Origin of the sequence: Caballeronia sp. LZ003 (assembly GCF_031451465.1) — a bacterium.
GTDB lineage: Bacteria > Pseudomonadota > Gammaproteobacteria > Burkholderiales > Burkholderiaceae > Caballeronia.
Genome location: NZ_JARUXJ010000001.1, coordinates 2,448,918 through 2,470,009, shown reverse-complemented (window position 1 = coordinate 2,470,009; position 21,092 = coordinate 2,448,918). Strand labels below are relative to the sequence as shown.

General features: G+C 61.2%; 18 protein-coding genes and 1 pseudogene. 13 read left to right on the top strand and 6 right to left on the bottom strand.

Going from position 1 to position 21,092, the window contains the following annotated elements:
- The first annotated feature begins 5 nt into the window (after positions 1-5).
- From gmd to QCE79_RS11115, 4 genes are all read left to right on the top strand, one after another.
- The gene (gmd, locus tag QCE79_RS11130; RefSeq protein WP_244826041.1) at positions 6-1,124 is read left to right on the top strand and encodes a GDP-mannose 4,6-dehydratase; all 1,119 of its coding nucleotides are present in this window, start codon (positions 6-8) and stop codon (positions 1,122-1,124) included.
- A gap of 5 nt (positions 1,125-1,129) precedes the next feature.
- A complete protein-coding gene (locus tag QCE79_RS11125; protein WP_244826040.1) occupies positions 1,130-2,083 on the top strand; it encodes a GDP-L-fucose synthase in 954 nt (317 codons plus the stop codon).
- Between the two features lie 44 nt (positions 2,084-2,127).
- The gene (locus QCE79_RS11120) at positions 2,128-3,270 is read left to right on the top strand and encodes a glycosyltransferase family 4 protein (protein WP_250465405.1); all 1,143 of its coding nucleotides are present in this window, start codon (positions 2,128-2,130) and stop codon (positions 3,268-3,270) included.
- Positions 3,271-3,426: 156 nt separating this feature from the next.
- On the top strand, positions 3,427-4,752 hold the full coding sequence (locus QCE79_RS11115) for a glycosyltransferase WbuB (RefSeq protein ID WP_309844144.1): 1,326 nt from the start codon (positions 3,427-3,429) through the stop codon (positions 4,750-4,752).
- A 72-nt stretch (positions 4,753-4,824) separates the two neighbouring features.
- Here QCE79_RS11115 and QCE79_RS11110 read toward each other — a convergent pair whose 3' ends face one another.
- The gene (locus QCE79_RS11110; protein WP_250509398.1) at positions 4,825-5,289 is read right to left on the bottom strand and encodes a hypothetical protein; all 465 of its coding nucleotides are present in this window, start codon (positions 5,287-5,289) and stop codon (positions 4,825-4,827) included.
- 518 nt (positions 5,290-5,807) lie between these two features.
- Between QCE79_RS11110 and QCE79_RS11105 the strand changes: the two genes are divergently transcribed.
- The 3 genes from QCE79_RS11105 to QCE79_RS11095 all read left to right on the top strand — a co-directional run bounded on the left by QCE79_RS11105 (position 5,808) and on the right by QCE79_RS11095 (position 9,149).
- Positions 5,808-6,443, top strand: a complete 636-nt coding sequence (locus tag QCE79_RS11105; RefSeq protein WP_309844141.1) for a DapH/DapD/GlmU-related protein — start codon at positions 5,808-5,810, stop codon at positions 6,441-6,443.
- A 384-nt stretch (positions 6,444-6,827) separates the two neighbouring features.
- Positions 6,828-8,561, top strand: coding sequence for an FAD-dependent oxidoreductase (locus QCE79_RS11100; protein WP_244826035.1), 1,734 nt, complete (start codon positions 6,828-6,830; stop codon positions 8,559-8,561).
- Between the two features lie 129 nt (positions 8,562-8,690).
- The gene (locus tag QCE79_RS11095; protein ID WP_244826034.1) at positions 8,691-9,149 is read left to right on the top strand and encodes a hypothetical protein; all 459 of its coding nucleotides are present in this window, start codon (positions 8,691-8,693) and stop codon (positions 9,147-9,149) included.
- Between the two features lie 7 nt (positions 9,150-9,156).
- Here the strand turns inward: QCE79_RS11095 and QCE79_RS11090 are convergent, their stop codons facing one another.
- Both QCE79_RS11090 and QCE79_RS11085 read right to left on the bottom strand, forming a co-directional pair.
- Positions 9,157-10,359: a glycosyltransferase gene (locus QCE79_RS11090; protein WP_309844136.1), complete on the bottom strand. Its 1,203-nt coding sequence runs from the start codon at positions 10,357-10,359 to the stop codon at positions 9,157-9,159.
- Positions 10,360-10,379: 20 nt separating this feature from the next.
- A complete protein-coding gene (locus QCE79_RS11085) occupies positions 10,380-11,858 on the bottom strand; it encodes a hypothetical protein (protein ID WP_250465396.1) in 1,479 nt (492 codons plus the stop codon).
- 463 nt (positions 11,859-12,321) lie between these two features.
- On the opposite strand from QCE79_RS11085, the gene QCE79_RS11080 reads away from it, so the two are divergent.
- The gene (locus QCE79_RS11080) at positions 12,322-13,461 is read left to right on the top strand and encodes an acyltransferase (protein ID WP_309844132.1); all 1,140 of its coding nucleotides are present in this window, start codon (positions 12,322-12,324) and stop codon (positions 13,459-13,461) included.
- An 82-nt stretch (positions 13,462-13,543) separates the two neighbouring features.
- Here QCE79_RS11080 and QCE79_RS11075 read toward each other — a convergent pair whose 3' ends face one another.
- A complete protein-coding gene (locus tag QCE79_RS11075) occupies positions 13,544-14,725 on the bottom strand; it encodes a glycosyltransferase (protein WP_309844130.1) in 1,182 nt (393 codons plus the stop codon).
- A gap of 397 nt (positions 14,726-15,122) precedes the next feature.
- Between QCE79_RS11075 and QCE79_RS11070 the strand changes: the two genes are divergently transcribed.
- The gene (locus QCE79_RS11070; protein ID WP_250465390.1) at positions 15,123-16,370 is read left to right on the top strand and encodes an oligosaccharide flippase family protein; all 1,248 of its coding nucleotides are present in this window, start codon (positions 15,123-15,125) and stop codon (positions 16,368-16,370) included.
- The gene (locus QCE79_RS11065) at positions 16,371-17,453 is read left to right on the top strand and encodes a glycosyltransferase family 4 protein (RefSeq protein WP_244826025.1); all 1,083 of its coding nucleotides are present in this window, start codon (positions 16,371-16,373) and stop codon (positions 17,451-17,453) included.
- Between the two features lie 154 nt (positions 17,454-17,607).
- Here the strand turns inward: QCE79_RS11065 and QCE79_RS39330 are convergent.
- A pseudogene (locus QCE79_RS39330) lies at positions 17,608-17,706 on the bottom strand (DegT/DnrJ/EryC1/StrS family aminotransferase); the annotation flags it as partial.
- A gap of 287 nt (positions 17,707-17,993) precedes the next feature.
- Here QCE79_RS39330 and QCE79_RS11055 point away from each other — a divergent pair.
- The 3 genes from QCE79_RS11055 to QCE79_RS11045 all read left to right on the top strand — a co-directional run bounded on the left by QCE79_RS11055 (position 17,994) and on the right by QCE79_RS11045 (position 19,917).
- Positions 17,994-18,815, top strand: coding sequence for an alpha/beta hydrolase (locus tag QCE79_RS11055; RefSeq protein WP_309844126.1), 822 nt, complete (start codon positions 17,994-17,996; stop codon positions 18,813-18,815).
- Positions 18,816-18,985: 170 nt separating this feature from the next.
- Complete coding sequence (locus tag QCE79_RS11050) at positions 18,986-19,453, top strand: ImmA/IrrE family metallo-endopeptidase (protein ID WP_250526154.1); 468 nt, start codon at positions 18,986-18,988, stop codon at positions 19,451-19,453.
- Positions 19,450-19,917: a hypothetical protein gene (locus tag QCE79_RS11045; protein WP_309844122.1), complete on the top strand. Its 468-nt coding sequence runs from the start codon at positions 19,450-19,452 to the stop codon at positions 19,915-19,917. The genes QCE79_RS11050 and QCE79_RS11045 overlap by 4 nt, the downstream gene beginning before the upstream one ends.
- 46 nt (positions 19,918-19,963) lie before the next feature.
- On the opposite strand, the gene QCE79_RS11040 is transcribed toward QCE79_RS11045, so the two are convergent.
- Positions 19,964-21,073 (bottom strand): glycosyltransferase, encoded by a 1,110-nt coding sequence (locus tag QCE79_RS11040; protein ID WP_244826018.1) that lies wholly within the window; start codon positions 21,071-21,073, stop codon positions 19,964-19,966.
- Positions 21,074-21,092 lie beyond the last annotated feature (19 nt).

Genomic DNA, 21,092 nt, shown 5'->3' with positions numbered 1-21,092 from the left:
TAAGCATGGACCGCAAAGTCGCTTTGATCACGGGCATCACGGGGCAAGACGGGTCGTACCTGGCCGAATTGCTGCTCGAAAAAGGCTACGAGGTGCACGGCATCAAGCGCCGTAGTTCGCTTTTCAACACTGACCGCATCGATCACCTGTATCGTGATCCGCACGATCCGGACCAGCGTCTGTTTCTGCATCACGGCGACCTTACGGATTCGACGAGCCTCGTGCGCATCATCCAGCGCGTGATGCCCGACGAAATCTATAACCTCGCGGCACAAAGCCACGTTGCGGTGTCGTTCGAGGAACCGGAATACACGGCCAACGCCGACGGTCTCGGGGCGCTGCGTATTCTCGAAGCCATCCGCATTCTCGGCCTCGAAAAGAAGACGCGTTTCTATCAGGCATCGACCTCCGAACTCTATGGTCTCGTGCAGGAAATTCCCCAGCGCGAAACCACGCCTTTCTATCCGCGCAGCCCCTATGCGGTCGCGAAGCTCTACGCCTACTGGATCACGGTGAACTACCGCGAAGCGTATGGCATGTATGCATGCAACGGCATTCTGTTCAACCACGAATCGCCGGTGCGCGGCGAGACTTTCGTCACGCGCAAGATCACGCGCGCCATCGCGCGTATCGCGGTCGGCATGCAGGACGATCTGTACCTCGGCAACATGTCCGCGCTGCGCGACTGGGGCCATGCGCGCGACTACGTCGAGATGCAATGGATGATGCTGCAGCAAGAGCAGCCGGAAGACTTCGTGATTGCAACGGGCGTGCAATACAGCGTGCGTGAATTCGTGCAGCAGGCAGCGGCCGAACTCGGCGTACACGTGCGCTTCGAAGGCGAGGGCGTGGATGAAGTGGGTATCGTCGATCGAGTGGAAGGCCGCGAGACGAAACTGAAGCCGGGTCAGGTGATCGTGCGTGTCGATCCGCGCTACTTCCGTCCGACCGAAGTGGAAACGCTGCTCGGCGATCCGTCGAAGGCGCATGCCAAGCTCGGCTGGCGTCCGCAGACCACCTTCCAGACGCTCGTCAAGGAAATGGTGCGCGCGGACTATCAGATTGCCCGACGCGACGCACTCGTCACGCTCGCCGGTTTCAAGGCCCTGGAACATCACGAGTAAAGCGCATGGACAAGCACGCACGCATTTTCGTGGCGGGACATCGCGGCATGGTGGGCTCGGCGCTGGTGCGCCGGCTCAACAAGGCCGGCTACCGCAACATCGTGACGCGCACGAAGGCGCATCTCGATCTCACCGACCAGGGCGCGGTGAACCTGTTCTTCGAGGAAGAGCATATCGACGTGGTGTTTCTCGCGGCGGCGCGCGTAGGGGGCATCCTCGCGAATTCGACGATGCCCGCCTCGTTCATCTACGAGAACCTAGCGATCCAGACCAACGTGATTCATGCGGCCTGCCGCTGGAACGTGAGCAAGCTCGTGTTCTTCGGTTCGTCGTGCATCTACCCGAAGGCCTGCCCGCAGCCGATCAAGGAAGAATATCTCCTGCAATCGGCGCTCGAGCCGACCAACGAAGCCTATGCGATTGCGAAGATCGCGGGCCTCAAGATGTGCGAGGCGTACAACCGTCAGTACGGCACGAAGTTCGTCTCGGTCATGCCGACGAATCTCTACGGCCCGAACGACAACTACGACCTGAAGAGCAGTCACGTGCTGCCCGCGCTGATTCGCAAGGCGCACGAAGCGAAGCAACGAGGGGATGCGACATTGCCGGTCTGGGGATCGGGCACGCCGCGTCGCGAGTTCCTGCATGTCGACGATCTCGCCGATGCCGCGACCTTCCTCATGGAAAGCGACATCAGCGAAGGCGTATTCAACGTCGGGACAGGTGAAGACCTGACCATCCGCGAACTCGCGCATACGATTTGTCGAGTGGTCGGCTTCGACGGTCAACTCGAGTTCGATGCCAGCAAGCCGGACGGCACGCCGCGCAAGCTGCTCGATGTTTCAAAGCTCGAAGGCATGGGATGGAAGGCGTCGATCGCACTGGAAGAAGGCATCCGCGCGACGTACGGGGACTTCCTCTCGCGTGACGAATCGATGCAAACGCCGGTCGCCGCATAGCCAGCCGCGAACATATCGAATCCTTTCCAAAGGACGCAAAAGAAATGTCAGCATCAGTGACCATTTTTCATAACGTCGTGTGGTCGCGGCATAAAGGCGAAGTTTTGTCCGCGTTGCATAACATCTCGGGGTCCGGCTCTATTCGTTATTCGATGGTGCAGATCGCGGATACGGAGCACGATCGCATCGGCTTTTCCGATGTCGACTATTCGTTCCACCGCTACCCGATGAGAAAGCTATACAGCGGCTGCTATGAAGACGTGCCGACCTGGCGCATGACCATGCGTCTCACTTGGGAAGTGCTCAAGGCGAAGTCCGATCTCGTGGTTTTGCCGGGGTATCACCGTCCGGAATATTGGGCGATGATGGCCGCGTGCATTCTCACCGGAAAGCGCCGCGCTGTGTTCTGCGATTCAACTGCACGTGACAATCCGCGCCGCATGTTGACCTCCATTCCGAAGCGCGTGTTCTTCGCGCTGTGCGATGGTTACTTCGCTTTCGGTACGCGCAGCCGCGAGTATCTGATGTCGCTCGGTGCGAAGCAGGAGAACATTTTCATCCCTTGTCAGGCTGCCGCGCTGCCGCGTTCGTTTTCACCGAAGACGGTGGGTGATGACCGGCTTCTACATCGGCAAGGCAACAAGCCGGTGTTCCTGTATGTCGGACGTCTGTCCGCCGAGAAGGGCATCGATACGCTGGTCGAAGCGTTCAGTACGCTCAAGAAGAGCGTGCCGGATGCCCAACTGCGTATCGTGGGTACGGGCCCGCTCGGCGACGCGTTGAAGCAGCAAGTGAAAGAGGCTGGTCTCGAGGAATCCGTGCAGTTTCTCGGCAGCCTGCAAGACGCGCCTCTGTCGCGCGAGTATTTCAGCGCGACGTGCATGGTGTTGCCGAGCCGGCGTGAACCGTGGGGTCTCGTCACGAACGAAGCATTGAGTCATGGTTGTCCGGTCATCGTCAGCGAAAGCTGCGGCTGCGTGCCGGAACTCGTGGTGGAAGGGGTATCGGGTTACTCCTTCCCTGCGGGCGATGTGGCGGCCTTGCATCGCACGATGCTCAAGTCGCTGGAAGCGTTCGCCGATACGGCGGGCACGGCGAGCCGTTGCACCGACGTGATTCAGCGCTTCGATCCGCCCACGGCGGCTGCCAATATCGCGCGAGGCTGCGCGCTCTTGCTGACCAACTAAGCGGGTGGCCAAAGCGGGACGGTAGATGGAGGAAGACGCACACAGGTAGTGAAGAGACGCTGCCAGACGCGCGGTCCTGCGCGCCTGGTGGCTGGCGCCTTGCCGGACGCGAAAGCCGTTCGGAGCGAAAGGCGCGTTAGTCGGGCGAGGGACCAAATGAGAATACTGATCTACGGGCTGAATTACGCGCCCGAGCTGACGGGAACCGGCAAATACACGGCAGAGATGGCAGAAGCACTGGCCGCGGGCGGCCACGAAGTGCGCGTCGTCTGCGCCCCGCCATACTACCCGGAGTGGAAGGTCGGCGAGGGGTATCGAAGCTGGCTTCATCGTATCGAGTCGCGCAAGGGCGTGCGTGTATGGCGCGCGCCGCTATGGGTGCCCAAGAAGCCGAGCGGCGCAAAGCGCATGTTGCATCTTGCGTCGTTCGCGCTGGCGTCCATGCCCGCGCTCGCGGCGCATGTGGCGTGGCGTCCGCATATCGTGATGAGCATTGCACCGAGCCTCGCCAACGCGCCTGGCGCACTTGCGTTGGCACGTCTGACCGGCGCGCGTTCATGGCTGCATATTCAGGATTTCGAGGTCGATGCCGCCTTCGATCTCGGCCTGCTCAAGAACGCGCGCGCCAGCCGCATGGCGCTCGGCTTCGAACGCTGGCTGATGAAGCACTTCGACGTGGTCTCGTCGATTTCCGACAAGATGGTCGATCGCGCGGTGAAGAAGGGCGTGGAGCTGACGCGCGTGTTCCATCTGCCCAACTGGGTCGATACCGGCGCGATCTTTCCGCTCGATCGTCCGAGCGAGTTTCGTCGTGAACTCGGGATCGGAGAACATACGGGCGTGGTGCTCTATTCGGGCAACATGGGCGCGAAGCAAGGCCTCGAAGTATTGGCCGATGCCGCCGCCGCACTCGCATCGCGCGATGACATCGTCTTCGTGTTTTGCGGTAACGGCGCGACCAAGGCGGAATTGCAGAAGCGTTGCGCAGGTCTCAAGAACACGCGCTTCATGTGCCTTCAGCCGGTTGAGCGTCTGAACGAACTGCTCAATCTCGCCGATGTCCACGTGCTTCCGCAACGCGGCGATGTCGCCGATCTGGTGATGCCTTCGAAGCTCACCGGCATGTTCGCCAGTTCACGCGCCGTGATTGCCATGGCGCATGGCGGCACGGAACTCTACGAAGCCGTCAATGGACGTGGTGTCGTGATCAAGCCGGAGAGCGCGAAGGACCTGACCGATGCGATAGAAATGCTGATCGGCGACCCGGAGTTGCGGGCTTCGCATGGCGAGCAAGGACGGCTCTTCGCACAAGAACGTCTGTCGCCGGCTTCCGTGTTTGCACGCCTCGAAGACCGCTTGATATCGCTCATCGGCAAGCCGGTTCCGCATGCGGCGCCGGTGCGGATCAAGGAAGCGGCTGCGCGGCCGGCGGATACGGATATGTTTATCGAGCGTGCGCCTGTCGTCGAGAAGATCGAATAGCAGAGCATCGCGCCGGCTGTTTCACGTGACTTGCAAGGGTTCGTCTTTCATCGAAGACGAACCCTTGTGTTTTTAGTAGGGCGACTTGTAGATGTCTCTGGCGCGCGCGGCATTGGCCGGAGGCTTGAGTCCCGCCGGCGTGGGATAGAGCGTGGCCGCCGCGCCTTGCGGCATCAACATGGCCTTGGCGGTGGCTGCATCGTTTCTTCGACCCGTTGCCCGCAACTGCGCACCGGCACCGGGATTGCCGACATAGCCGTTCTGCTGGGCCAGCAACTTGTCGGTGGGCGAGATGCCCTCAGTGGTCTGCCCGTTCGTGATGGGTCCGCGCTTACCACCTTTGCCGTTGGTCGGCGCGCCATACGGGTCCGAATACGTCGATGGACTTCCGAGCAAGTCCATCTCACCCGCGCCGCCCGCGGCCTGACCGTTGCTCATGGCGGCATCGGCGAAATTGCCTGCATGTGCAAAGGGCGCCGCGGCGAACGCGGTCGCGGCGATGAGCGGGTATAGCACTACACGTAGCGCGTTTTTCATCGAAATCTCCAAAACGGTAGTGCGAAGTTTCCGCAAGTCGGCAGGTGATTGTCTGGTCGCAAGACCTCATTCGGTGCGCTTCCTGCATCGATTCGGTGAACCCGGATACAACGCTTGCAACGAATAAATCGGACATGAAAACAGGATATGGCGCGGAACCGATCACTACCGCCAAAAGCCCTGCAGATGCGGCCATTCGTGTATTAGCGCACGCGGGCTCGTGCACCCTTCGCCGATAATCAACCTACCGTATGCGCCTGAGCCGCGCTGCATAGGCATGCTTTCCCTGGCAACGGGCGGGCGGCATGCAAGGCATCTCGAGCGATCATGCGTATCAGAAAAGGTAAGACGAGTACGCCTTGAAGCGTACCTAAGGACAAGGCCAAACACGAGTCGCCAGAAAACAAAAGCGCGCTCGATGACAGGCACCGTGCGACAAGCGCTGCACAGCAATGAATCGGCAGTATGCGGGCAGCTGGGCGAGTAGTGAAGCGGAGTGACTGGGGCGGGGGTTCCTAATGGACAGAGCGATCGAAGAGCGTGGCATCGGCGCGGCCAGAAATGGCAACGCTGGCGAGACTGCCACACGGCGCGCGGCGGCGTCGGGCCAGGTCATCGACCTGTCGCTCGCGGGTCCCGGCAACTTCGTTGCGAAGCGCGGCTTTCTGACCGAGCTCGTGTGGTTCTTCATCGAAGCATGCTTCATCAATAACAAGCTCATTCCGGTCTCGTTTGTGCGCGTGGCGCTTCTGCGCGCATTCGGCGCGCGTATCGGCAGCAACTGCCGCATGCCGCATCCCATTCGCGTGAAGGCGCCGTGGAATCTCGAGGTCGGCGACAACTGCTGGTTCGGCGTCGATGCCTGGATCTACAACCAGACCACGATTCGCATCGGCTCCAACGTCTGCATCTCGCAGGGCGCGTTTCTCACTACCGGCTCGCACGACGTGGGCGGCAACATGGACTTGCAGGTCGCACCGATCGTGATCGAAGACGGCGTCTGGATCACTTCGAAATGCGTGGTGCAGATGGGCGTGACCATCGGGCGCTCGGCAGTCGTCACACCGCTTTCCGTCGTACATCGTTCGCTCGATGCGGAAGGCGTGTATGGCGGCAACCCAGTGCGCTTCATCAAAAAACGCTTCCCTGCATGAGTTTTATCGCGGTCGCGCGCTTCGTGATCGACGCGGCCCGGTCGTTTTTGAAAGCACAAGACATCTGAGGCACGGAGACAAAGCGCGCGCGGCGTGATGCGGGCATTCGATGCCGCGTATCACGGCGGGCTTTCGTGAACCGACAGCGAAGGAGACTTGCAAGCTCATGCGGAGCCCTGCGGCAGCACACGCGAACAAGCGCGAATAGCGCGTATATGGCGTACAGGGCGCCGTCGGGATCGTTCGAATCCGGCAAGAAGATGCGTCGCCAAGACGAGCGACGCCTCGCAACCGGATGCGGCGTTTGGACAACGGGTCAGGGGCGCGGTGCATTGCCGGCAACATGGCACACCGCTTAAGCACGAGTAAGAAGGAGTACGGGGCATGTTCATTGACAGCCGAAGCGTAGAGCAAGGCGCGGTAATCGATACCACGGTCTGCATCGTCGGGGCGGGGGTGGCCGGCATCACGCTGGCGCTCGAACTCGAAAGGCAGGGCATCGACGCGTGCCTCCTGGAAAGCGGCGGGTACAAAGCGGACGACGAAACGCGCGATCTGTATCGCGGCGAGAACGTCGGCGTGCCATACGAGTTCGCCGACGGTTGCCGCAGCCGCTTTCTTGGCGGCAGCAGCAATTGCTGGGGCGGCTGGTGCCGTCCGCTCGATCCGTGGGATTTCGAAAAGCGCGACTGGGTGAAAGACAGCGGCTGGCCTTTCAGCCTGGACGAGTTGCGCCCTTACTATGCGCGCACGCATCAACTGCTGCAGCTCGGCGAGAATAATTTCGATCCGGCCTACTGGGAAGCGGCGATTCATCGTTCGGATGTCAAGCGTCATCCATTCCCGACGGGCAAGGTGCGCGACACGATCTCGCAGTTCAGCCCGCCGGTGCGCTTCGGCAAGGTGTATCGCAAGCATCTGCTCGATGCGAAGAACGTGCGCGTGATGCTGTACGCAAACGCAATGAACATCGACACCGACACCGACGCACGCACCGTCACGAAGATCGATATCGGCACCATCAGCGGCCGGCGCTTTGCGATTCGCGCGAAGGTCTTCGTGCTCGCGACAGGCGGTATCGAAAACGCGCGTCTGTTGTTGTCGTCGAACAAGGTGCAGAAGGCGGGTCTCGGCAACGGCAACGATCTGGTGGGCCGTTACTTCATGGACCATCCGCGCATCATGTCGGCGAAGGTGAACTTCAAGAAGGAATGGGCGCGCAACAAGCTCTACGACATCAAGTATCACTATCAGAACAAAGCGGTCTCGGCGCACGGTACGTTCATCTCTTCGCAATTCGCGCTCACGCAGTCCGTGCTGGAACGCGAGAAGCTCCTGAACGCGCGCTCGTGGTTCTATTCGGTGTTCCGTGGTGAGAACACCGAGGGTTCCGAAGCGTTGATCCGCGCGAAACAGGCCATGCTCAAGAAGGATCAGCCGGGCTACAGCATGGCGGGCGACCTCATGACCATGATGGCGCATCCCGTCGATACCGCGTGCTTCGGTCTTGCGCGTCTGTTGCAACCGCGTTCGCTCATCACCGAAGTGAAGATTCAGACGATCGTGGAAGCGGAGCCGAATCGCGACAGCCGCGTGACGCTCTCGGCGCAGAAAGACGCGCTCGGAATGAATCGCGTGTCGGTGGACTGGCAAGTGACCGAGCTCGTGAAGCGCACCTTCGATCGCACGGTGACGCTTCTTGCCGAGGAACTGAAGCGCGGCGGCGTGGCCGACGTGGAGCTCGACGAGCCGCTCGAAGGCAAGCCGTGGCCCGCGCAGCTCGAAGGCACATGGCATCACATGGGCACGACGCGCATGCACGACTCGGAGAAGGAAGGCGTGGTCGATCGCAACCTGAAGATTCACGGCATGAGCAACCTGTATGTGGCGGGCAGCTCGGTGTTCCCGACGGTTGGCGCAAACTTCCCGACCATCACGATCGCCGCGATGACCCTGCGTCTCGGTAGCCATCTCGGCCGCATGCTGAAGAACGATGAAAGCACGCCGGCAGCGACGCTCGTCTCTTCGTCCGGCACGCCGCTCAAGGGTATCGTCACCGAGGAAATGCCGATGGCCGCATCGGCCATGCATATGCCGGGTGATCTGAGCAAGGCGTGAGGCAGGGCAGCAGCACCTGAAGCGCAAAACGCCGCCGGTCGTCGAGGACCGGCGGCGTTTCGTTTTGATGCGTGCGAGCGGGCATCGCTATAATCGCCGTCCACACCCGGCTTTTTAGGTATATCGCTCGTGAAACTGCTTATCGCCCTGACACTTGCCCAGCTCTTGCTCGTAGCCTGCTCGTTCTCCGAAACCGAGGCGCAGAAGGCTGGCCGCTTCACGCGCACCGAGCAATCGCTCGAAGAGGCGCAGCGCAACGCGACCGTCGAATGCAACGACGCCGCGCAATGCGACGCGGCCTGGAAGCTGACGAAGACGTATGTGGAAAAAAGTTCGAAGGAACGTCTGTTGCGCGCGGACGATGTCGCGATCGACACCGACATGCCTTCAGGCTCAGGCAAGCCGGTCTATTCGGCGACGCGCACGGCGAAGGGCAGTGGCGCAACCATCGTGCTATATGCACAATGCCGCGACATGTACGGCGAAGAGCGCACCGTCGGCTCGGACTACAACGGCTGCGCGGAAAAGATCATCGCCACGCAGAACGGCTTCGTCGATTACCTGAAGGCCAATCTGGTCGCGAAATAAGCACGCATCAACCGGCCTGCCGCTTCAAACGCAAGGCATCGGTCCTGCCGCCGCGCGGTCCCGCCGTGTCTCGCAGCACGCGGACGAGATCCTTCGACATGGCGTCGACATGAAAGCGTTGCATGAAGGTCTTGAACGCTTGCTCGCGCATGGCTTCGACCGCGGCGGTATCCATGCGCAGCCAGGTCGATAACGCATCGGCGGCGCCCTCAACGGTATCGGTCGTCACGATTCCCGCGCCGTCTTCCTTCACTTCGCGCCAGATGTTGACCTTGTCGGAGATCAGCACCGGCAAGCGCGAACCCAGCGCTTCCGCAACCGCAATGCCGAAGTTCTCCTGATGCGAAGGCAGCGCGAAGACATCGCTCGTGCGAAACGCGCCCCACTTCAGGTCACCACTTAGCATGCCGGTCCACGTCATGCGAGTCTCGATGCCGAGTTCCTTGGCGAGCGTACGCAGATTCGCGGCGAACTCGCCGTCGTCGGGACCGGCCATCACGAGATGCGCGTTCGTGTCGATATCGCGCACGTTGGCGAACGCCTTCAGCAGCAAGTCGCAGCCTTTTTTCTCGTGAATACGGCCGAGAAACAGAATGGTGCGCTTGCCCGCGAGTTGCGGAAACTTCGCCAGGAACGCTTCGCGCAACGCGGTGGAATCGGCGGGCGGCGGACGCGTGCCGAACGCGACCACTTCCTCATTCGCGCGATACAGTTTGAACGACTCGCGTGCAAGCAGTCGCTCTTCCTGCGTCGTGAACAGCACGCGGCGCGCATCGCGCAGGACGCGATATTCGGCCCACGGCCAATAGAGGCTTTTCTTCAGATGCTTGAGCGGATACGTGCGCTTGAACCACGGATCGAGCATGCCGTGCGGAAACACGTAATAGGGCACGCTGCTGTCGCGCAGAGCCTTCCACGTGCCGTAGCCGTGATACTGCCAGAGACCGTTGACGATCACGGCATCGAAGCGCGTTGCGTGTTCCTTGAGCCACGGCACGAGCTTCGGCGTGAGTCCGTAGAAGCCGCGCGCCGGCCCCAACGCATGAAGACGCAGGGGAAAACTCGCGAGCCACGGTGCATCGGGTGCGTCGAGTGAGACCACTTCGATCTCATGGCCCATCGTCTGCATGCTGATGCCGCTTTGCAGCACGCCTTCGATGGGACCGCCCGCGCGTGGATCTACAGTGGAAAGCAGATGCAGAATCTTCATGGCGTATGAACTGGCTCGTGTCAGGCGGACGGCGCGAAGGTGCTCGCGCCCGGCGGCGAATCGCGCCGGCCGTCGTCATGATGACCATGCGTGAGGCCCGGTGCGTGCGATGCGTGCGTCGGCAAGGCATCGGGCGTGGGCTCGAAAAACGGCTGCATGTCGGGATGCACGGGACCGAAGGGACTTCTGAACGATGGCCGCGGCGCCGCCGTCTCAGCCGCACGCGTGCGCAATGCATGAGCGATGCGCGCATAGGCGGCGACCAGCAGACCGAGCGCGACGCCGAACACGATGCCCGAGAAACGGTTGCCGAGTGGATTGCCGCCCACCGACGTCGCGGGCAGCGAGGCGACCACGAGCAACGCGCGTCCGAGCACCGGCAGATACATCACATCCGGCGCGCGATGCTTCCATGCGCGATACGCCATGGAGCCGCGATAGAGCGCCCACAGCAACGCGATCGGCAACGCAATACCGAACATGATGCCGCCCGCGAAGAACTGATAGACCCAGAAGTTGTGGCCGGCCGCCCATTCCTTGATCGCGTAGAAATCCTTCTTGGTCATCTGACCGGCGAGGTCCGGCAGATACGTCGGCGAATAGCGATAGTCGTGACCGTAACCGAGACCGACCGCGACGGAGAGTGGCGAGGCCATCGTCTGATCGTATTGATCCTTCATCTCGGCAAGGCGCGTGATGGTGGTCGGATCGCGGCCGGACTCCGTGTCTTTCGAGAACGACATGCGCTGCGCCCAGTGCTCGGCAACACTCGGGAAGAACGCGGCAGACGCGGCCACCATCGCGCCGAGAAGCGCCGCGATCATGACCGCGCGCAAGCCGGCCGTGAAGAGATGGCGGATGGACGGCGCGGCAAGCCAGGTCGCATAAATGAACAGCAGGATGGTGCCGACGAGCAGACTGCGCGTCACGCTGAGCAGTTCGATCACGACGGTGCCGAGAAACAGCAGCGCGGTGAACTTGGTGACGCGCCGCGCGATGACGAACTCATGCAGCAACAGTCCTTGCAAGCAGAGGAACGTCACGGAGACGATGCGAAAGCGCACGCTGTCGAGGCCGCCGCCGGTTGCCATGCCGTAGGCGAAGCTGAAGACGAGCGAGGCGATCATCGACCAGTACATTGCGCGTTCGATCTGTTCGAGACGCTGAGAGTCCCACGGACGGCATGCGACGAAATAGCCGAGCAGCATCAGGAGGAACGGCAGAATCACGCGCATGTAGTTGCCGGAGTCGTTGCCCTGCAACACCTGCGTGGCGATACTGCCGACCATGGTGAGCATGAAGAGCGACGTGATGACCGTGCGCAGCCGCGAGCGATAAGCAAAGCGCGGTCCGATCAGCATAAGCGCGATGGCGGCGCCGATGGAAGGCACGGTGAGAAGAATCTGGATGGCCTTGCTGGCTGTCTCGGCGGCCTTGAAGTCGAAAGCGAGCGGCAGCAGGAAGAGCCAGATCCAGACGACGGCGAACTTGTTGCGCATGGCGTTCTCTTTAGATCGCAAAGCTCTTCGAGCTTCATATCCTCGCGGCGTCTGCCGCTGCATACCCGGAAAGCCTGAGTCGCGTTTCGTTTCGTGATGCTGTTGATGGATGCGACGGTTCCGGGAGCCCCGTATTTGTGGGTCGAATATATCAGCGGGTTTTCGAGCATGTCGTCGCGGCGGCGTTTTGCGACTAGCGTTAGGCGCGAAACGACGGACACCCATGTGCGCCGCACCACGCTCGCCGTGAGCGCTTAAAGACATTGTTGCCGAGCGCGCATACGAGATTCGCCGATGTCGGCTAACTGCGCGATTCTGGCGGATCGCAACGATAGTCTGGACCGATTATTGGACAGCCGCGATGCTCGTTTTTCGTGCACGAGCGTGCGTGCGCGCGCCGTCGACGGGACAGTCAAATGCGGCGTCAACTACAACAGAAAGACCTTCGCAGAAGGGGGAAGACATGAGCCTGTTCGGCGTGCCGCGCATTCAGGGAGCGAGTCGCTCGATCGAGCTCGACTTCATCCGGGGTCTCGCGATCATCGCGGTGATGGGATATCACTTCCATTCGTATCCCACGGGCAGCGCGTTTATCGCGGCGATCGAGTATCCGCTCAAGAGCTTCGGGCACGAAGGCGTGAATTTGTTCTTCACGCTGAGCGGCTATCTCGTCGGCGGATTGCTGCTCAGGCAATACGCGCAAGAGGAACGTATCGATGCGGGGCGCTTCATCGTGCGTCGGATCTTCAAGATCTGGCCTGCTTATTACGCGCTGATTCTGTTTCATGTGGTGGCGGGACGGCATCCGACCGATACCTTCCTCGTGCAGAATCTCACGCACATGCAGAACTTCTTTGGTTCGTCGATTGCACAGACCTGGAGTCTTGCCGTCGAAGAGCATTTCTATCTGTTCCTGCCGTTGCTTCTGATCGTGCTGGCGCGGTGGCGTGCGGATTTCAAGACGATTCTTGCCGTACTGGGATCGATCTGCGTGGTGGTGTTGGTTGCACGAAGTATCGCGGTTTATAACGGGCATCTCGAGGAGACCTTCTTCTATACGCAATACCGCATCGACAGCTTGCTGTTCGGCGTGATGCTCGCGACCGTTCGTTGGCTCAAGCCGAATATCTATCGTTCGATTGCGGCGCAAAAGCACTTGCTGATCGCGATGGTCGTCGGCGTCGTGTTGTGGCTCGTCTTCGGAACGCGCAACGTGGCGCTCGATCAGAGCATCGGCTATACGATCCAGGCGATCGGATTCTGCGCGCTCATCGTGCTGACGCTCGAATATTCGAAGTCGACCAGGCAGAGCATGATTTATCGCGTGATCGGATGGATCGGGGTGTATTCGTACGGCATCTATCTTTGGCATTCGCTGGCGCTGGCTCCGGGCGACATGCTCATTCGCCGGGCCGCGGCGCTGCATGTGCCGGCCATTCCCGCTTGGTTCGCGATCATGGGCGCGCAGTTCGCTATTGCCATCGTCGTGGGATACGTGACCACGCGCGCTGTCGAGTTTCCGTTCCTCAAGATTCGGGACGCGCTCTTCCCGGCGAAGCGGAAGGCGGAGGTGCCGGTTTCGGCGGTTGAGCCGCAGGCTTGATTGGCCTACGGGAGCAAGAAAAAAGAAGCCGCCTTTCCGTGAGGAAAGGCGGCTTCTCTCGTTGATGCACCGCAAAACGCCATCAAACCGCCTGCCGCAACGTCTCCTTGAATTGCAGAAGCGTATTGCGCTCCAGCAGATGCCCCGACGCGAACGGCGCCACGCGTCGTGCGAGCACATCGTCGAGCGCCTGATTGATCGCAGCGGGCGAAAGCTCGTCGACCACAGGCCCAAGCTCTCCCGTGCGGCAGAACCATCCGATCAAGCCATCCGCGGTGGCAATCACCGGCTTGCCGAAGCGGAACGCCTGCACGAGCACGCCGCTCATGCCGTAGTGCCCTTTGTATCCGAGCCAGACGGCATCGCAGGCCGAGAAGAGATCAAGCTCCATCTCGCCGGGAATGAAGCGGTCGAACACCACGGGCACGGGCGCCTTCAACTTTGCGATTGCCGTTGCGAGCCGAGCGCGCACGTCTTCGTCCTGAGCGCCGGCAATGACGAGCGTCGGCGACTGCGCACTCGGGCGTTGCGCGAGCGCTTCGATCAGTTCGAAAAGGCCCTTGCGTTCGTTGATCGCACCGTAGACGAGCACATGCAGCCCATCGGACAAGCCGAGGCGCTGGCGAGCCGCTGAAGGCTCGGCGGCGCGTGCGTCGGGAAACGGATCGGCGAGATATTCGATCGAGGTCGTGTCGCGAGCGGCGGATACGTTGCGCTTCCACCAGTCCGGCAAGGTCGGGTCGATGGTCAGCAGCGTCTTCATGCCGCCCACGCGAATGGCGCGCGCAAAGAGTCTTCCCTTCACCGCATTCACGAGCGGCCGGCGCGGCGCGCGCACACCCACGAGATGATGATGAAAATTCGAACGCATCGTGATGCCGACCCACGGCGTCTTTCCGAACGGCGAGCGCAGGAACGGCAAAGCGAGCAGGAAGTAATCGACGTAAGGCACCACGACGAGCGCGATGGAACGCCCACGGCTCGCGGTATCGAAGAAATGCTTGAAGTCCTGATGCGCGCGCACGTAGCTGACCGAGTGCAGGCCGCGCCCATGACGCACGGGCGGCGCGACCATCATGACTTCGAGCGCGTCGCCGCCTTGCTCCTGAATCTTCTTCACGAGCGGATGCGCCGCGTTGCCAGGCTCGGTCACGATGATGCAGCGATACCCCGCTTCCATGTAAGCGTTCGCGGCCCATTCGGCATAACGCCAGCGATGCCCGCTGAAATTGGGCTCGATGATGAGGACTTGATCTTTCGCCATTGATTTCACCGTTGCATCCGGCAGATGTGAACGCACATTGAGCGCGAGATGGCTCGCGCCACGCCATAACGCCGACGAAACCGACGTTAGCATCGCCACTGCGTACGCAACGGCCAAATTTCAGCGTTTTTCCGCGTACGCCCTGTGTGCGGGGACACGCTTTGAAATTCGTCAACCCGCATTGACACCCATTTCGGGCCGATTTCAACTACGCGTTGTCGTCCGCCGCAACCGCTGCCACGATACTTTTGGCACAGTCGCCTGAAGAAGAAGCGGCGTCACGCGCGCACCCGTCGTCCGGAATGGGAGCGTTGCGCGACGCGCAAGGTGGTCGAGCGCGCCAGGCCTCAAGCGCGAACGCCACGCCAACGAAATAACAGCAGCGCGGGGAATTCGAGTGAGATCTGTCCGGCTACCTTTCATACCGGCGCGCGGGCGTTTCCAGCAGGACGCCGCATTCTGGGTGCTTCTGCAGCAAGTGGTCGTGCGCGGCTTCGTCGCCGTCAAGTTTCTCGCCATCGGCCGGATTCTCGGACCCGAGGCAATCGGCGCGGTCAGCATCGCGCTGCTCGCGGTGGCTATCGCCGAATCCTTGTCCGATACCGGGCTCGCGCAAGCCGTCGTGCAAGGCCGCGATGCGCCCACGCATAACGAGCTCGGCGCGGTGTGGTCCACGCTCGCGATGCGCGGCGTGCTCATCGGTCTCTTGCTCGCGGTGCTCGCGCCGTTCATGAGCAGCCAGTTCCATATGAGCGGCTCGATCGGGCTGATCCTGCTTGCAGCCGTGTTGCCGATCGTGCGTGGCGTGGCATCGCCCGCGTATTTCATCGTGACGCGGCAGCGCGGCTTCCAGAAGCTCGCGGGCGTCGAGTGTTCCGCGAGTTTCACGGATTGCGCCGTCGGCCTCATCTGCGCGCTCTCGGGCGCGGGCGCCTACTCGGTGCTGATCGGCCTCGTCGCCGGCGAGATACTCAAGACCACGCTCACCTGGAGCAGCATGTCGCCGCGTCCGCCGCTGCGCTTGTCGGTTGCGGGCATCTCGCATTACGTGGGTTTCAGCCGCTGGATCTGGGCGGGCAGCGTGGTCAATCTGCTGCTCAATCAGTTCGACAAGGTGGTCGTCGCCAAGCTGCTCGGGCCGATGCAACTGGGCGCGTATCAGATGTCGTCGAAGCTCGCGCAGATGCTCCTCGCCGATGCCGCCATCGCCATGTCGCAGTATCTGTTTCCGACATTCTCCGAGCATCACCGGCGCGATACGCAAGGCGCGCGCAAGCTCTTCACGCGTTATCTGCTGATCGCGGGCGTCGGGCTCACGGTGCTCGTGATCGTGCTGCGTCTGGCCGCCGAGCCGCTCTTCAATCTCGTGCTCGGACCGGCATGGCTTTCGGCCGTGCCGCTCTTCCGTATTTTCGTGATCAACATGGCGATCGGCGCGATCATCGCGGTGCTGGTGTCGTGGCTGCGCGCGGTCGGCATGCCCAAGGTGGCGACGCACGCGTCGATCGTGCAGGCCATCGTGCTGTGCGTGACCGTGCCCATCGCGACGCACCTGTGGGGCGTGACGGGTATTGCCTGGGCCATGACGCTCGGTCTCGGCGCCGCGGCGTCATGGATGCTGTTTCGTATCGTCAGGGAGGCTTGAATGCGCATAGTTCACCTCGTACTTGCACCGCGTCTGTCCGGCGCCGAAGTGCTCGCGAAAGATCTGGCGATTCATCAGCAGAAGGGCGGCGAGTCGGTGGCGGTGGCCTCACTCGTGCCGGCGCACGACGATTTCACGGCGCTCAAGGCGGAACTCGTCGCGAATGGCGTGGAGTGTCTGTTCCCGGAGCGCATGTACGGGCGCTTCGGCAAGCTGTGGAATCTGTATCGCACGATCAAGGACGCGCGCGCCGACGTGCTCTTCGCGCACGCGACCATTCCCGCGTTCTACGCGCGCATGCTGCCGCTCAACGTGCCGATCGTCTATGTGATGCACTCGGCCACCAACGACTTCGAGAGCGAAGCCTTCAGGCGCGTCGAACGTCTGTTGTCGCGGCGGGCGCGCGCGGTGATCGCGGTGTCGCCGACCAATATCGACGATTATGTGGACGCGGTGGGCCGTCATCCTTCGATGACGCTGATTCCGAATGGCGTCGACATGGCGCGCTTCGGCAAGCGCCCGGCCGGCAGCGTGACAAAGGAAGCGCAGATCGTGCAGATCGGCCGCTATACGTCGGTGAAGAACCAGCTTTCCACGGTGCATGCGTTTCAGCGCGTCGTCGAGAAAGTGCCGTCCGCGCGGCTCTTGTTGTGCGGCGTGATCGAAGATCCGGCGTATCACGCGGCGGTCGGCGATCTCATCGCCAAGCTCGGATTGTCGGATCGCGTGAGTCTGCAAGGTCCGCGTTCGGATGTCGCGGAACTGCTGTTCTCGTCGAACGTGTTCGCCATGCCGTCGCGTTCGGAAGGGCATAGCATCGCGTTTCTGGAGGCGCTCGCGTCCGGCGTGCCGGTGGTGGCGAGCACCATTCGGCCGTTCAGCTTCGCGGCGGATTTTCCGGGCGTGCATCTCTGCGATCCCGACGATATCGACGCTTATGCGGACGCGCTCGTGCGTGCGCTGACCGAGCCTCGCTCGCATCGTCCGCTTGGTGGGCTCACGCTCGCCGATACCGCCGCGCGATATCTCGCGGTGGCGCGTCAGGTCACGCAGGCGCTGCCGCGTGGGGCCGCGCCGGCTTGAGGTTTCATCGTTGATGGCTTGACGCGGCGGGCGTTTGTCGAGCATTGCGCCGGCGTGATGTTCGACCTGGCGCCGCGCCGAGGTTTTTTCACATCTTCTGCGTGCAAGCGGCCATTGCGCCGCTGTCCTTCCCTCCCGAATCCGGAAGACGCGACCGCTTGCCGTTTAAGCTCGAACCGAACGCCTGCGCCGCGTCTTCGATCACGCGCGGCTTGTGGGCGCGCGCGATGGCGTAAAGCCGGTCCATATCCACTCCCGTCGATTCAACACTGGCGCACTCATAATTTTTCGCGTATCAATTGAGGGCTTGCGCCACGGTCGCTGTCCGGACCGCCATCGCCTCGATCCCTTCCAGGCTTCGGCAAGCACGCGCTTCGGATGCGGCGCTTTGCCGTTCGTATCACGTCCGCCGGTCACACAATCGCTTCACACTTCACTGCAGACATCGCGCGCGTGCGTGATAGGCATCGCCATTGGCGCAGGCTGCAGCGCGGAAACCGCGCTTCTCCCAATTGTTGGATTTTCGAGGAGTTCCACACGATGAGCACGATCAAGACGAAAGACGGCACCTCCATCTATTACAAGGACTGGGGCAGCGGCAAGCCGGTGGTGTTCTCGCACGGCTGGCCGCTCGACGCCGATGCCTGGGACGCTCAAATGCTTTTCCTCGCGGGCAAGGGATACCGCGTGATCGCGCACGACCGTCGTGGACACGGTCGTTCGGATCAACCGTCGGAAGGCAACGACATGGACACTTATGCCGACGATCTCGCCGCGCTGCTCGACACGCTCGATATCACGGGCGCCACGCTCGTCGGCCACTCGACGGGCGGCGGGGAGGTCGCGCATTACATCGGCCGACATGGCACGAAGCGCGTGGCCAAGGCCGTGCTGATCGGTGCGGTGCCGCCGCTCATGCTCAAGACCGAGGCAAATCCGGACGGCTTGCCGATCGACGTTTTCGACGGCATACGCCAGGGTGTGGCGGCGGATCGCTCGCAGTTCTATCAGGATCTGACGATGCCGTTCTACGGCTACAACCGCGAAGGCGCGAAGATTTCGCAGGGCGTGCGCGACCTCTTCTGGCTGCAAGGCATGCGCGGTGGCATCAAGGGGCATTACGAGTTCATCAAGCAGTTCTCGGAAGTGGACTACACGGCCGACCTCGAAAAGTTCGACGTGCCCACGCTCTTTCTGCATGGCGACGATGACCAGATCGTGCCCATCGGCGCGGCGGCGGAGAAGGCGTCGAAGATCGTGAAGAATGCGACGTTGAAGGTGTATCCGGGCGGCGGGCACGGCATGTGCACGGTCGAGGCGGATAAGGTGAATGCGGACTTGCTGGCTTTCATCGAGAGTTAAACAGGCTTTGCGTGACTCGTTCTTGCGGGCGAGTCACGCGTTACGCGTTGGCCATTCGGATGAGGTGCGCAGGATAGATGTATCGTGGATGATAGACTCCAGACGACAGGATCGCGAAGGATGACGAAGTAATTGACGCGAGGGTTATTTTGTTGATGGAGGGCAGGATTATGCCGATAAGAACGGCGGAGTATCTATATTCGAAGTACTGGGATGGTCGGTTGCCGGTCGATCCGGAGGCCATCGCGCGGGCGGCAGGCGTAACGGTCAACTTCGATCCTGATATGGGCGAGGTTTTCGGGCGCTTCGAGAGAGTGGACGGCAAACCGCATATCTACATCAATTCGCGCGAGGGGAAACGGCGGCAGCGATTTTCAATTGCGCATGAACTTGGGCACTTCGCTCTCAGACATGGCAATTCCTTCGTCGATACGGCGAAGCAGTTCGTGGAAGTGCCGCGAAGATTGGTCGAGTTACAAGCCAATACTTTCGCGCTGGAGCTGCTCATCCCGGGTTTTGCGGTCGACATTCTTATCGACAAAAGGAATATCACGAGCATCAAAAGATTGAGCGAACAGTTTCATGTCGGCCAAGGCGCAATGACGATCAAGTTGGGGCAAATGGGATGGGTTTCGTGAACGCAGAAGCTGGGTCGGCGAAAGTGCGAGACGAACGGGTCTATCTGGATACCGACGCTGAGGAGCTATCAGTGACAACGATAGTGCATCCGTATTTACTGAGAGAGCAGGTTGCCGACCGACGGGAATATCGAAGGTTTAGGCATTACACATTCATCGGTATGGCCGGATTGATCGCAGTTCTTCTCGTCATGCTAGCCGCGTGGATTATCACGTTCGGCTGGCGCATTTTCGGTTCTTCAGCCCAAAACTATTCGTCGCATGTCGAGTTGTTGCTGGCGCCGCTTGTGGTGCTGGCTTCACTGGTCGCCGTGTCCATGCTGCCCATCGTCCGCCTGGTATTCCGGCAACTCGGAGACAAAGACGACAACAAGAACAGCGTCACCATCTGGCAAACGGTCATCAGCGAAATCGGCGATGCCCTAAAGGAGTATCTGGGTCGCAGCCCCAAATCCCCCGCCTGAAACCAAAACCGCCCGGGCAAGACACGGGCGGTTTAGAAAACATGATTCACTTGCGCACCACGTGCGGCCGTCGAAACACCATCCATCGCGGAACCTTGAATCGCACGATGCTGATGTACAGCCACACGTAAGTCGCCGCAAACACCATCACGAAACAGAACAAATGCAGCGTGTGCCGCCAGAACAACGTCGCGGGAATCACCGCAATCAGGCATAGCAGCCAGAGATAGGGCGAAGTCAGCGAATTGCGTCGGGTGAGTTCACGCGCATTCTGCACGCCGACCGCCCAGCGCATCAGCCGCTTGTAAACCAGCATATGCAGATGCACGCCATCCGGAATTCCCGGCGACATGCCGCGAATGAACTTCTTGCGGTAGATCGAGAAACACGTCTCGAAGATCGGGTACATGAAAAGCAGCACGGGATACCATGCGGAGACATCGCGGTTGCGCATCACGAGCAGGATTGACAGTTCGCCGAGCATGAAACCGACGAAGTACGCGCCGCCATCGCCGAGAAAGATCAGTCCCGCCGGAAAATTCCAGATGAAGAAGCCCATCACCGCGCCCATCATGATGAGCGAGCCCGACAGCACGACCGGATCGTGCACCTGAAACGCCACGTAGGCGAGCGAGGCGAACATCATGAACGTGACCATCGAAGCGAGGCCGTTGAAGCCGTCGATGATATTCACCGCGTTGGCGAGCGCCGCGACCGCGATCACCGTGACCGCGCAGGAAATGACCGCGTAGGAAAGCAGAAAGTCGAGCGGCGGCACGCTGATGCGCGTCACCGCGATATTCAGAACCGCATACGCGAGCCCGGCCGCCGCCATGGTGCAGACAAGCCGGATGAGCGGCGTCACGCGCTTGGTCATGTCTTCGATCAGGCCGGAGAGAAACGCCGGCATGCCGCACGCGATGATGCCGAGTATCCCGCCCGAAACGAGCGGGTAACTCCATCGCAATTGCACGGCCGATACCGTCAGTCCGCACAAAATGCCGACGCCGCCGATGCGCGGCACCGGTCGCGCATGAAACTTCTGCACGCCGGCAAGATCGGTGTCGCCCAGCACGCCTTCATGCAGGTGCGCGAACCGCACGATCAACAACGTCACCAGCAGCGACACCAGAAAAGCAAGCGCGAAACTAAGCATGAAATAGGACCGGTTGATA

What these genes read in the sequence shown, in the direction of transcription:
- QCE79_RS11105 (WP_309844141.1), top strand. Translation starts at nt 5,808, where the DNA reads ATGGACAGAGCGATCGAAGAGCGTGGCATCGGCGCGGCCAGAAATGGC.
- QCE79_RS11075 (WP_309844130.1), bottom strand. Translation starts at nt 14,725, where the DNA reads ATGGCGAAAGATCAAGTCCTCATCATCGAGCCCAATTTCAGCGGGCAT.
- QCE79_RS11055 (WP_309844126.1), top strand. Translation starts at nt 17,994, where the DNA reads ATGAGCACGATCAAGACGAAAGACGGCACCTCCATCTATTACAAGGAC.
- QCE79_RS11065 (WP_244826025.1), top strand. Translation starts at nt 16,371, where the DNA reads ATGCGCATAGTTCACCTCGTACTTGCACCGCGTCTGTCCGGCGCCGAA.
- QCE79_RS11125 (WP_244826040.1), top strand. Translation starts at nt 1,130, where the DNA reads ATGGACAAGCACGCACGCATTTTCGTGGCGGGACATCGCGGCATGGTG.
- QCE79_RS11040 (WP_244826018.1), bottom strand. Translation starts at nt 21,073, where the DNA reads ATGCTTAGTTTCGCGCTTGCTTTTCTGGTGTCGCTGCTGGTGACGTTG.
- QCE79_RS11050 (WP_250526154.1), top strand. Translation starts at nt 18,986, where the DNA reads ATGCCGATAAGAACGGCGGAGTATCTATATTCGAAGTACTGGGATGGT.
- QCE79_RS11090 (WP_309844136.1), bottom strand. Translation starts at nt 10,359, where the DNA reads ATGAAGATTCTGCATCTGCTTTCCACTGTAGATCCACGCGCGGGCGGT.
- QCE79_RS11115 (WP_309844144.1), top strand. Translation starts at nt 3,427, where the DNA reads ATGAGAATACTGATCTACGGGCTGAATTACGCGCCCGAGCTGACGGGA.
- QCE79_RS11080 (WP_309844132.1), top strand. Translation starts at nt 12,322, where the DNA reads ATGAGCCTGTTCGGCGTGCCGCGCATTCAGGGAGCGAGTCGCTCGATC.
- QCE79_RS11085 (WP_250465396.1), bottom strand. Translation starts at nt 11,858, where the DNA reads ATGCGCAACAAGTTCGCCGTCGTCTGGATCTGGCTCTTCCTGCTGCCG.
- gmd (WP_244826041.1), top strand. Translation starts at nt 6, where the DNA reads ATGGACCGCAAAGTCGCTTTGATCACGGGCATCACGGGGCAAGACGGG.
- QCE79_RS11100 (WP_244826035.1), top strand. Translation starts at nt 6,828, where the DNA reads ATGTTCATTGACAGCCGAAGCGTAGAGCAAGGCGCGGTAATCGATACC.
- QCE79_RS11120 (WP_250465405.1), top strand. Translation starts at nt 2,128, where the DNA reads ATGTCAGCATCAGTGACCATTTTTCATAACGTCGTGTGGTCGCGGCAT.
- QCE79_RS11110 (WP_250509398.1), bottom strand. Translation starts at nt 5,289, where the DNA reads ATGAAAAACGCGCTACGTGTAGTGCTATACCCGCTCATCGCCGCGACC.